Source organism: Cyanobium gracile UHCC 0281 (assembly GCF_034931305.1).
GTDB lineage: Bacteria > Cyanobacteriota > Cyanobacteriia > PCC-6307 > Cyanobiaceae > Cyanobium > Cyanobium gracile_A.
The window spans coordinates 1-10,747 of the sequence record NZ_JAYGHY010000075.1 but is presented as its reverse complement, the minus strand read 5'-3'; the positions used below and the strand labels follow the sequence as shown (position 1 = coordinate 10,747).

Here is a 10,747-nt window from a genome sequence, read left to right as displayed (position 1 = left end):
CTGAGCCGCCCGCGCAGATCGCGGAGGCCGCTGCGGGCCAGCAGCGCCCGCTCGAGCCGGTCGCCCGCCTGACGCGGCTCGGCGGGGGGAGGACCGCCGATCAGGCCGATGGCCCCGGCCGACAGGCCCAGCTCCTGCTGCAGTCGCTCGAGCAGGGTCAGCCAGTGCTCCAGGGGCCAGAGCTTGGCGGCGCGCTCACCGTTCACGGCGATCAACACCGGCGGCAGCCCCGGCGGTGCGGGCTCCCTGGGGAGCTCCACCCGTTCGAAGTCGGTGTCCACCCAGGCGACGCGGCAGTGCAGTTCGCGGATGCTGTTGCTGCCGATCCAGCCGTCGTAGCGCTCCACCAGGGCGGGACTGGCCCAGTGGGGATCGAGGGCCAGGGCCTGGAGGGGATGATCGCCGGGCGGGACCGGCGCCGCTCCCACCACGAAACGGGGCGCCAGGGCCTGGACCCAGGCGGGGGTGTGGGGGGCGTGGCCGTCGGCGTTGATCACCAGATCCACCCCCTCGCTGTCGCCGTCGCCCTCTCCGTCGCCCCGGTCCGCCAGGGACTGGCGCCATTGCCGCAGGGCCGCCAGGGCCGCCGGGCCCTGCTCCCCCAACGGCAGGCTGGCGTCGATCCAGGGATTGCGTTCCTCGAACTCCCGGGTGCGCTGGCTGCCCACGTAGGTGATCCGGGCGGCCGGGTACTTGTGGCGCAGGCCCCGCAGCAGCGGCTGCAGCACCACGTAGTTGCCCAGCTTGGGGGCCCCGATCACCACGATCTGCGGCCGTGGCCCGAGCGGTTCGTCGAGGAAGCGGCGCATCAGGAGCCCCCGAGCGTCATGGCCTGGGGCGGCCGCGGCCGACGACGTAGCCCACCACCAGCCCCGCCACCCCGCCGGCGAGGGCGCCCTGCAGCTGCCACATCTGCTTGCGGAACCGCCAGGGCATGGCACCGATCTGCAGGCCCACCACCAGGGTGACCGCCAGCACCACGAGCAGGCCGCCGCCGATGGGCCAGCCGGGGTCGGGGCGCAGGGGCTGGCTCATGAGCGCACCGCCTCGCTGAGGGCTCCGGCTTCGCTGGCTTCGGAGACGGGTTCGAGCACCCACTGGCTGAGCCAGCGCCGCATCCAGGTGCCGGGATGGGGATTCTCCCGTCGGCGCCGGCTGTGCAGCCAGAGGCAGTTGAGCAGGTAGGTGGTGCGGTTGCAGGCCGCGAGCCTGGGGTCGCTGGCGATGGTGGCGCTGGCGGTGGGATTGGCGAGCTGCTGCAGAGACTGGAGAGCTTCGGGGCTGATCCATTCGATGGCGTCGCAGCCGCGGAGGCGCTCGGCGTAGTCGAGGTCTTCGCAGTAGGCGGGATGGAAGTTGGCATCGAAAAGACCCACCCGATTCCAGGCGGCCGGGGTGATGGCGAAGGCGGAAAACTCCTGGGGCGCCGGCAGCAGCGGCAGGAACTGGGGCTGGGCGGGATCGATCCGCGCGATCACCTGGGCGAGGATCCCCGGGGCGAACACGACGTCGTTGTTGGCCAGGAGTGCGAAGGGCGCCTCGGGGAAGGCGCTGAGGATGGCGTTCCAGCTGGTGGCCACCCCCTGGTTGGCGAAGGGGCGCGCCACCCGCACCTGGCCGATGCCGGCTGGCGGCTGCCGCTCCAGCTGGGCCAGCAGCCGGCCGAGGGCTGCCGTGTCGGCGAGGCCGGAGCCGACGCTGTTGTCAACGATGGCGAGGGTGTCGACGGGGTGATCGAGGCTGTCGAGGAGCCGCTGCAGCAGATCGGGGCGATTGAGGATGGGAATCCCCAGCAGGGGAATCGAGGCGCTGGTGGTGGTGCGGGGCGTGATGCCGTCGAGCCGGTTCCAGAAGTCGTCGACCGGGGTGGAATCACCGCTGAGGGCGGCGTACTGGGCCAGGGACCCCCAGAGGTCGGGGTTGGTGAGCTGGTGGCGGCTGGGGGCCGCCGGCAGGGAGGCGAAATAGGCCTGGACCCAGAGAAAAAGGAGGGACTTTGCCGCAGCAAGATCCCTCCTCTCCATGCACGTGATGTAGTTACGGGCGAACCGCTCCTGATCCAAGGTGGCCACGGATGGCAGGGGTCATCAACCGAAGGTGATGGAATCACCCGCGCTGGAGATGAAGGACGACTGGTCGATGTCGTAGGAGTACTCTTCGCCACCGATGATCAGCAGGTCGCCATCGCCGGCGCCGAAGATCTGGGTGCCGTTGCCGATGTCCGCCTTGGCGTTGAAGTACACCTGATCGATGTCGAAGTCGTTGCCGAGGTCGACCCAGGTGTTCTGGACCTTGCCGGAGAAGTCGAGCACGTCGGCGCCGCGGCCGAGGAGGAAGGTGCCGTCGTTGACCTTGCCACCGAAGATCAGGGTGTCGTCTCCAGCACCCGAGCTGATCTTGACGGAGTTGGCGTTGTCGAGAATCGTGTAGCTGTCAGCGCCGGTGCCGGAGGTGAAGGTGGTGTCCTTGACGGCGCCGGTGATGGCGGTGTTGTTGCCGTTGCCGAGGGAAATGGTGCTCTTGGAAATGTCGGAGGCGATCAGGGTGTCGTCGCCGGCTCCGGTGCTGATGAAGGCGTTCTTGGCATCACCGGTGTAAGTGACGGCGTTGTCGTCGGCGTTGCCAATGTAGGAAGTGTCCTTGGAGGCGCCGCCGAAGGTGGTTCGTGTGTCTCCGGCCGACGGCTCCTTGACGCCGACGTCGTTGATGTTGCGGCCGCTGTTCGGGAAAATCCTGGTGTTGAGGGTGTCACCAACCAAGGTGGAGGCAACCTTGGCGCCAGACGTCGTCGTCTGGGTAATGGTTTCGCCTGGATCCGGGACGAAGAGCGAAAGTGTATCGGAGGATGCCATTGGGGCGGCAGGCGCTTACAAGTTGCAATCAAGGTACACGTGACTGTTGCCGGTCTATGTATTGCCCGCGTCATTTTCTTTCGGTTCCAGTTGCGTCCTCACTCAGCGGTTCAGTTCCCTTAATTAGCCGATCGAGACTCACATCCGATTCCCAGGCTTTGTTCCGGCCATGCAGTCCTTGCGGCGGTCTGCTCGCTGGGCCAGGATCCCTGTCATGACGGCCTATTCCAGCGATCCAGACTTTGAGCAGGTGCTTGAGGAGGCACGCCAGGCGGAATTGCTGCACGAGTGGAGTGAAGCCGCCTGCATTTATCAGGATTTGATCACTCACTACCCCATCAATGCAGCCGTTGTGATGCGGGCCGCCAATGCCCTGTGGTTGTCGGATCAGCCGGAAGAGGCCCTGGAGCACTACCGGCGGGCGTCGCTGCTGCTGCCGGACCGTCCGGGCCCGTTGATGGGCCTCGGCAACAGCCTGCGGGATCTGAACCGGTTTGAGGCGGCGGATCGGGCGTTCCGGAACTGCCGGGAACGGGGGGATGGCCCCGAACTGGCCTGCAACCATGCCTCGCTGCTGATCGGGCTGGAGGCCTACGAGGAGGCCTTCGCCCTGGCCGAACGTCGCTTCGAGCTCCCCGGCCGCAACCCCGGCCCCGCGGGCGGTGTGGCGGCCGCCGTGGCTCAGGCCCCGCTGCTGAGGGTGCGCAGCGAGCAGGGTCTGGGCGATGGCCTGCAGTACCTGCGCTGGATCCCGCCGCTTCAGGAGCAGGCCCGGGGGCGGGGTCAGTCGGTGGTGCTGGAGGTGGAAACGTCTTTGGTGGCCCTGCTGCGGGAGGGTCTGGCCTGGCTGGAGAACCCGCCGCAGGTGCGGGCCCGGCCGGAGGAGGACGGGCCCGGGGAGCCCGGGGAGCCCGGGGGCGGGGTGGTGGTGAGCCTGCTGTCGCTGCCGGCGGCCCTGGGGGGCGCCCCCTGCCCGCAGCCGCCGGGGCCGGAGGGCCGGGGCGCTTACCTGCGGGGTCTGGCGCCGATCGAACCGGAGGAGCGCTACGGGCGGCCGCCGCGGATCGGGCTCACCTGGGCCAGTGGCCGCAAGTTGGCCGATGGGTTCACCCGGCGGGAGTACCGCAAGCGGACCCTGCCCGCCGCCGCCCTGGTGCGGCTGGTGGAAGGGCTGGTGGCCCAGGGGTGTGAGCCGGTGCTGCTGCAGCAGGGGGAGGACCGGCAGCTGGCGGAGCCTGTGGCGCACCTGTTCGCCGGGGCGATCGAGGCGGCGGGGGATTTCCTGGCCACGGCGCGGGTGGTGGCCGGCACGGATCTGGTGCTCACGGTGGACACCGCCATGGCCCATCTGGCCGGCGCCATGGGCCATCCGGCCTGGGTGCTGCTGCCCTTCAGCGCCGATCCCCGCTGGCTCAGGGAGCGGGACGACAGCCCCTGGTACCCGAGCCTGCGGCTGTTCCGTCAGGGGGTGGAGCGGGACTGGATCCCGGTGGTGGACGCCGTGCTGCAGGAGCTGAAGCCCTGGCGGCGGCGACGCTGACGCCGCTCAGCGCAGCAGCTGCAGGCTGCGGATCAGGGCTTCGAAGGCCTCGGCGGCCCGGTTGACTTCGTAGCGGGCGGCAATGGTGGCGCGGCCGGCCTCGGCCATGGCGGCGAAGGCGGGTGGGTCGGCCAGCACGGCCAGGAGCCATTCGGCCAGGCGATCGGGGTCGTTGAACGGCACCAGCAGGCCGTTGTGGCCGTGGTGGATCAGCTCGTTCACCGGGGGGTTGTCCGAGCCCACCACCAGGGCGCCGCAGGCCATCGCCTCCAGCACGCTCCAGGAGAGGGCGTAGGGATAGGAGAGGTAGACGTGGGCCGCACTGACGCGGAACAGGGCCAGCAGCTGCCGGTGCGGCAGGGGCGGCAGGAAATGGAGGCGGTCGAGGGGAAGCCGGTGGCCGAGCAGGGCCAGCAGCTCGCCCTTGTGGCCCTCGGGATGGGAGGAGGGGGCGCCATAGCCGCTGTCGGTGCCGCCGACGATCACCACCCGGGCGTCGGGCCGGGCGCTGAGCACGGCGGGCAGGGCCCGCAGGAGACTGCGGAAGCCGCGCAGGGGCTCGAGGTTGCGGCTGGCGAAGGTGATCACCGGATCGCCCTTGTGCAGGGTGGGCCCGCCCTCCAGCTGAATGGTGGTGGCCCCGGTGGTGGCGGGCGGTGGCGGCAGGGCGATGCCTTCGTGCAGCACGTGGAAGCGGCCGCGCAGGTGGGGGGGAAAGGTGTCGCGGGCAAAGAGGGTGGGCACGACGCAGGCGTCGGCATCGGCGATCGCCGCCAGCCCCATCAGGTTGCCGCGGCGCCACTGGGCCCGCAGGGCGGGGGAGGGTTCGCCCAGGTCGGCATCGAAGCCGTAGCCCAGCAGCGGCGGGGCGGCATAGAGCTCGGGGTAGGCGATCAGCACCGCCTCGGGCCAGATGTCGCGCAGGTAGAGCAGCTCTCCCCAGCCGCTGTGGGCGAGCACGGCATCGGGAACGTAACCCTGCTCGCGCAGCTGCAGGCAGCGCTCCTGAACGCGAATCGCTCGGCGCAGGTTGGCCTCCAGCACCGGATCGGTCAGGCCGTCTGGAAGGGTGGGGGGACGCCAGTCGTAGTGGAGACGCTGACCGCGGGGCGTGGCCCCCAGGCCGAGCAGGCGATGGCCGCGGCGTTCGAGGGCGGGGGTCAGGTCACGAAACTGGCCGGGATGGTTCTGATGGATCAGCAACAGTTCCATCTGACAACGCTATTACAATCCCGCTGCCTATCCCGATCTGCGTGATGTCGCTCTGGAGCCGTCTGTTCGGACGCCGGGACACGGTGAGCTGGGGTGAGAGGAAGGTGGAAAAAGATGGTGTCTCTCTCGACACTCTGGTGAGTGATCCGGGCACCACCCCGTTGGAGATGGCTCGCCGTCCCCAGATCACGCCCTGGTCGACGGCACGGCTGGGAACGATCTTCATGGATTTCGCCCACGAAGCCACCCCCACGCGGGTGGCGGAGGCGCGGCTGGCGCGCCAGTGCCTGTCCCAGTTCTGGCTGAGTGCGCCGATCGATGCCCTGGAGCTTCTGTATGGCTCAGCGGTCGGCACCTGCTATCGCCAGATGATCAGCACTGAACTGGCCTCCCAGCCGTTGCTGCGGGATGAAGAAGCCTGGAAGGACTATCTCAGTCAGCGACTGTTCAGTGGCTTCGAGCGGCCGGAAATGGCCAACATCCTGCTGGCGGTGCTGCCCTATTTCGGCCGGGGCAAGATGAAGGTGCGCAACTGCGAACAGAACGTTCCGGCCTGGTTGCTGCAGGACTACGCCAGCCTGTTCGAGCCGGAGATCCTGCCGCGGATCCGCCAGCCCAGCCCCCTGGAGCGCAAGGCCCTGGCGCCGGCGGGCCACCGGGCGGAGCGGGTCGTGGCGCCACAGGCTGCGGTGGGGGCCGCGGGGACGGAGGCGGAGCCGCCACTGCCGCAGCTGTCGGGGTACACCGGCGCCAAGGCCCTGCAGCTCACCGCCAGCGAGGACTTCCTCACCCGCCTCAACGGCCTGGTGAATCTGTTCGAGATCGATCCCGACGACGGGGCGATCCTCAAGGAACTGGCGGGCTACCGCCGCCAGCTGGGCCAGATCTGGCTGGACACCCCCGATGAGCAGTTGCAGCCCCTGTTCGGCAGCACCTTCGGTGAGCTGTACCGCAAGTTCCTGCGCAGCGGCTATGCCGCCACGCCCCTGTCGGAGGAGGACCGGCAGCTGCGGGCCCAGCTGGCCCACTATGTGCGCAACATGACCCGGCCGAAGGCCACCCAGGTGGTGCTGGCGGTGCTGCCCTTCTTCCCTCCGGGCAAGATCGGTTTCGCTGGAGGGGAGCAGTTCATGCCCCAGTGGCTGCTGGGGGCCCTGCCCAGCCTCTACGTGAAGAGCTGAGCGCTGGCGGGGTGCTGCGGGGTGCTGCTCACTCGTGGAATTCCTTCCACAGCAGCCAGTAGGTGAGGTAGCCGAGCAGGGGCAGGAGCACCATGGGGGTCAGGGCCAGCAGGGCCACCACCGGCGGCATGGTGAGCAGCAGCCAGAGCACGATCAGGCCGTAGGCGAGGAAGGCCAGGGCGATGGCCAGGCCCCGGTGGCGGAGCCGCTCCCCCCAGCGCAGGCGCCAGGCCTTGAAGCGCCGGCGGCGGCGTTGCTTGGCCGGCACGAAGCGCCACCAGTCGCCCTGGGGTCTGTCGCTCAATTCGACCGCAGGCGCTGCAGGTTGCGGCGCTGATCCTCGAACAGGCCGGTCAGCAGGCTGATGACGCGACGCTCGCGCAGCTTGATGTCGGCGGTGAGGGCCATGCCGGCCTGGAGGGGCACGCTGCTCTTGTTGGGCAGGGGGATGGTCTGGCGCTGGAGGTGGAGGATGACCGGGAAGTGCAGGCCTTCGGCCTGGGTGCCGAGCACCTTGGCCTGCTCTTCGGGGGTGAGGGCATCGGAGCCGATGCGCTCCACCTTCGCCGGCACATAGCCGAAGTCGTTGGCGGGGAAGGTCTCGATGGAGAGGTCGGCGGACTGGCCCACCTGGACGAAGCCGATGGCCTTGTTGGGAAGGTAGACCTTGGCGCGCAGGGAGTCCTGGGGCACCACCTTGAGCAGGGGGGTGGTTTCGTTGATGGTCACCACGCTGCCGGCGCTGGGCCCGATGTCGAACACCAGGCCGTCGGTGGGGGCGGTGAGCACGCCGTACTGGATCTGGAGGCGGGCCTGGCGGATCTGGGCGTCGAGGTCGCTGATCTGGCGCAGGTTGGCCTCGATGCTGGTGCGCAGTTCGACGTCGGTGCCGGAGCCGGTGTTGATGAGCTGGGAGCGCAGCCGGGCGATCTCCCGCTCCTCCTCGGCCACGCTGGTGCGCAGGTCCTGCATCTTGTTGCGGGCTTCGAGCAGCTGCACCTCGCTGACGGCACCGTCGCTGACGAGGGACTGGAAGCGGCGTTCGATGTCGGTGTAGATGCGCAGAGAATCGCGGTAGCCGGCCAGGCGGGTGGTGCTCTTGGCCAGCTCCTCGCGGGCGGCATCGAGGCGGCTGTTGAGCTCGCGGGCGCGATCGCGCAGCTGGCTCTGCTGGTTGGGGGTGAGGCCTGCGGTGGCGGCGTCTTCGCCGAGGGTGGCGCGGGCGACGCGGTTTTCGTTGATCAGGCGCTCGCGGATGCTTTCGGCGGCGGCCAGCTTGCTGCGGGGCTCACGCAGATCAAAGCGGACCAGGGGCTGGCCTTTGGTCACCGCCTGGCCCTCCTTGACCAGCACCTCCTCGACCACGCCGGGAACGGGGGAGTCGATGTCCTTGACGGTGCTGGAGGGTTCGAGCTTGCCGGGCACGGCGATGGTTTCGGCGATCGGTGCGGTGACGCTCCAGAGGCCGAGGGCGGCCACGCCACCGACGCCGGCCCAGAGCAGCAGGCTGGAGCTGCGGCGGCTCTTGCGCAGCACCACGGTTTCGCGGAACGACCACTCCCGGGTGGTCTCGGCGCCGGTGGTGGCGACGGCGCCGCCGAACGGGTGGGCGGGCGAAGCTTCGGTGGTGGGTTCGGCGGTGTCCGTGGCGGGGGGGGGGCTGGGCGGCAGGGAAGGGTTGCCGACCAGATCGACGCGGACGGGGATGACCGGAGGCTGGCGGCGGGAGCGGGGCGAGCGCAGCCAGCCGACGCAGCCTTCGAGCAGGGCCACGAGCCGGGAGCTGGAATCGCTGGAGCGGGGCGGGGTGGCCATCAGCTGAGACCCTCCTGGTTCTGGCTGCGGTAGAGGGCGTAGTACCAGCCTCGCAGCTGCATCAGCTGGCGGTGGTTGCCCTGTTCCATCACGGCGCCTTTGTCCATCAGCACGATCAGGTCGGCGGGCTGGACGGTGGAGAGGCGGTGGGTGATGAAGAAGACGGTGCGGCCGCGGAAGGCCTCGAAGAGGTTGATGCAGACCTGGCGCTCGGTGGTGGCATCGAGGGCGCTGGTGGCTTCATCGAGGATCAGCATGCGGGGGTTCTGAAGCACGGCCCGGGCCAGGGCGAGGCGCTGGCGCTGGCCGCCGGAGAGGCCGGCGCCCCGTTCGCCGACGCTGGAGTTGTAGCCCTGGGGCATCTGCATGATGAAGTCGTGGGCGCAGGCGATGCGGGCGGCGCGGATCATCTCGGCGGCGGTGGCATCGGGCTTCACCATCAGCAGGTTTTCGCGGATCGTGCCGTCGAAGAGCAGCGAATCCTGGGGCACCACACCGATCTGGCGGCGCAGGGAATAGAGCTCCACCTTGCCGATGTCGAGGCCATCGATCAGCACACTGCCGCGCTCGGGGGGATAGAAGCGGGAGAGCAGCTTGAGCAGGGTGGACTTGCCGCTGCCGGAGCCGCCCACCAGGCCCACGAAGGAGCCGGCGGCGATCTCCAGATCCACCCCTTCGAGCACCAGGGGGCCCTGGTCGCGGAAGCGGAAGGCCACATCCACGAACTGCACCCGGCCCTGGAGGGGGGGCAGCGGGATGTTGCTGGCCTGCTCGGCGGTCTGCTCGGTGTCGCGGTCGACCACGTCGGCCACCATGCGCAGGGCCTGGGTGTTGAACTGGAAGTCCTGCCAGGTGCTCACCAGCTGCACCAGGGGCTGGTTGATGTAGCCCGAGAGGATGCGGAAGGCGAACAGGGCGCCGATGTTGAGCTGGCCCTGGATGATCAGCCAGATGCCGACGGCGATCACCACCAGCTGGCCCACGTTGCTCAGAAACGTGGAGAGGTTGCTGATCGCTTCGCGGGTCACCTTGAGCTTGAAGTCTTCGCCGATGTAGGCGGCGTAGCGGTTCTGGAATTCCCAGCGGGTCTTGAGTTCGGCGTTCTGGGATTTGATCGTCTGGATGCCGGTGATGGCTTCGGTGAGGAAGCTGGAGGCGTGCACGGCCTGGGCCATGGTGCGGTTGATCTGGCTGCGCACCAGGGGATTGCTGACCAGGCCCACGGCGGCGATCAGGGGCAGGGTGGCCAGGGTGACCAGGGTGAGGATGGGGCTGATGGCGAACAGGATCGCCAGATAGAGGATGGAGAAGGCGAAGTCGACCAGGGTGGGCAGGGTCTTGCCGAGCAGGAAATCGCGCAGGCGATCGAGCTGGGAGAAGTAGAAGGTGATCCGGCCCACGGGGCGGGAATCGAAAAAGCCCTGGGGCAGACGCACCAGCTGGTCGAGGATCGTGGCCTTGGCGTCCTGGTCGATCCGGTTGGCCAGGTCGGTGAACAGGAAGCTGCGCAGGGTTCGGAACACGGCCTCCAGCAGGCTGGCCAGCAGCATCACGCTGGCGATGCCCACCAGGGCGCCGATGCTGCGGCTGGCCAGCACGCTCTGAATCAGCACCAGCAGGCCAAGCGGGAAGACCAGCCGCAGAACGTTGATCACCACCGAGGCCACCAGCACCTCGATCAGTTCGCGGCGGTGCTGGCGCAGGAAGGGGAAGTACCAGCTCCAGTCGAAGCGGGCCTGCTTGGCATCGGGCTTGCGATCGAAGAGCAGCAGCTCCACCATCCCCCCCTCGTGGGTGACGAGCTCCTGGGCCGGCACCAGCAGGGCGCCGAGCTCGGCCTCCAGCAGGCGGGCGCGGCCGTCGGGCTCGACGCCGTCGAGCAGGCCGAAGTGGCCGTTCTGGAACAGCAGGGCCGGGGCGGGCACCCGCCCCAGGCGGCTGGCGGGCACGCGGGTGAGCACCACCCGCAGGCCGAGGGTGTCCATGATCTGGCCGATGTTGACCAGGTTGAGCCGGTCCTGGCGCTGCAGGATGGCGTCCACCTGGTCGGCGAGGGCGTCGCGGTTGAGCGGCAGGCCGAAGAAGTCGGCCAGGGCCTGGCAGAGGGCGATCGGCACGGCGCGGCTGCCGCTGGCACGGCCGAGGGC

10 protein-coding genes are annotated in these 10,747 nt (G+C 69.2%); 2 read left to right on the top strand and 8 right to left on the bottom strand.

What is annotated here, in order from left to right:
• From VB739_RS15060 to VB739_RS15045, 4 genes are all read right to left on the bottom strand, one after another.
• Positions 1 to 809 (bottom strand): hypothetical protein (locus tag VB739_RS15060; RefSeq protein ID WP_323357846.1); only part of this gene is annotated, 809 nt, incomplete at its 3' end.
• Positions 810 to 825: 16 nt separating this feature from the next.
• Positions 826 to 1,035: a hypothetical protein gene (locus VB739_RS15055; protein WP_323357845.1), complete on the bottom strand. Its 210-nt coding sequence runs from the start codon at positions 1,033 to 1,035 to the stop codon at positions 826 to 828.
• A complete protein-coding gene (locus VB739_RS15050; protein ID WP_323357844.1) occupies positions 1,032 to 2,072 on the bottom strand; it encodes a hypothetical protein in 1,041 nt (346 codons plus the stop codon). Before VB739_RS15050 ends, VB739_RS15055 begins: the two co-directional genes overlap by 4 nt.
• Before the next feature lie 15 nt (positions 2,073 to 2,087).
• Positions 2,088 to 2,759, bottom strand: coding sequence for a hypothetical protein (locus VB739_RS15045; protein ID WP_323357843.1), 672 nt, complete (start codon positions 2,757 to 2,759; stop codon positions 2,088 to 2,090).
• 307 nt (positions 2,760 to 3,066) lie between these two features.
• Between VB739_RS15045 and VB739_RS15040 the strand changes: the two genes are divergently transcribed.
• Positions 3,067 to 4,392 carry a hypothetical protein gene (locus VB739_RS15040; RefSeq protein ID WP_323357842.1) on the top strand — a complete coding sequence of 442 codons (1,326 nt, stop codon included), beginning with the start codon at positions 3,067 to 3,069 and terminating at the stop codon, positions 4,390 to 4,392.
• 6 nt (positions 4,393 to 4,398) lie between these two features.
• Here the strand turns inward: VB739_RS15040 and VB739_RS15035 are convergent, their stop codons facing one another.
• Positions 4,399 to 5,604 (bottom strand): glycosyltransferase, encoded by a 1,206-nt coding sequence (locus tag VB739_RS15035; protein ID WP_323357841.1) that lies wholly within the window; start codon positions 5,602 to 5,604, stop codon positions 4,399 to 4,401.
• A 44-nt stretch (positions 5,605 to 5,648) separates the two neighbouring features.
• Here VB739_RS15035 and VB739_RS15030 point away from each other — a divergent pair, with 44 nt between their 5' ends.
• Positions 5,649 to 6,785: a hypothetical protein gene (locus VB739_RS15030; RefSeq protein WP_323357840.1), complete on the top strand. Its 1,137-nt coding sequence runs from the start codon at positions 5,649 to 5,651 to the stop codon at positions 6,783 to 6,785.
• Positions 6,786 to 6,813: 28 nt separating this feature from the next.
• Here VB739_RS15030 and VB739_RS15025 read toward each other — a convergent pair whose 3' ends face one another.
• From VB739_RS15025 to VB739_RS15015, 3 genes are all read right to left on the bottom strand, one after another.
• A complete protein-coding gene (locus VB739_RS15025) occupies positions 6,814 to 7,089 on the bottom strand; it encodes a hypothetical protein (protein WP_323357839.1) in 276 nt (91 codons plus the stop codon).
• The gene (locus VB739_RS15020; RefSeq protein ID WP_323357838.1) at positions 7,086 to 8,600 is read right to left on the bottom strand and encodes an HlyD family efflux transporter periplasmic adaptor subunit; all 1,515 of its coding nucleotides are present in this window, start codon (positions 8,598 to 8,600) and stop codon (positions 7,086 to 7,088) included. Before VB739_RS15020 ends, VB739_RS15025 begins: the two co-directional genes overlap by 4 nt.
• Positions 8,600 to 10,747: peptidase domain-containing ABC transporter (locus VB739_RS15015; RefSeq protein WP_323357837.1), on the bottom strand; the 2,148-nt coding region annotated here is incomplete at its 5' end. The genes VB739_RS15020 and VB739_RS15015, both read right to left, overlap by 1 nt.

Excerpts from the sequence above, each read along its gene's own strand:
- VB739_RS15055 (WP_323357845.1), bottom strand. The coding sequence starts at position 1,035 with ATGAGCCAGCCCCTGCGCCCCGACCCCGGCTGGCCCATCGGCGGCGGC.
- VB739_RS15040 (WP_323357842.1), top strand. The coding sequence starts at position 3,067 with ATGACGGCCTATTCCAGCGATCCAGACTTTGAGCAGGTGCTTGAGGAG.
- VB739_RS15035 (WP_323357841.1), bottom strand. The coding sequence starts at position 5,604 with ATGGAACTGTTGCTGATCCATCAGAACCATCCCGGCCAGTTTCGTGAC.
- VB739_RS15030 (WP_323357840.1), top strand. The coding sequence starts at position 5,649 with ATGTCGCTCTGGAGCCGTCTGTTCGGACGCCGGGACACGGTGAGCTGG.
- VB739_RS15020 (WP_323357838.1), bottom strand. The coding sequence starts at position 8,600 with ATGGCCACCCCGCCCCGCTCCAGCGATTCCAGCTCCCGGCTCGTGGCC.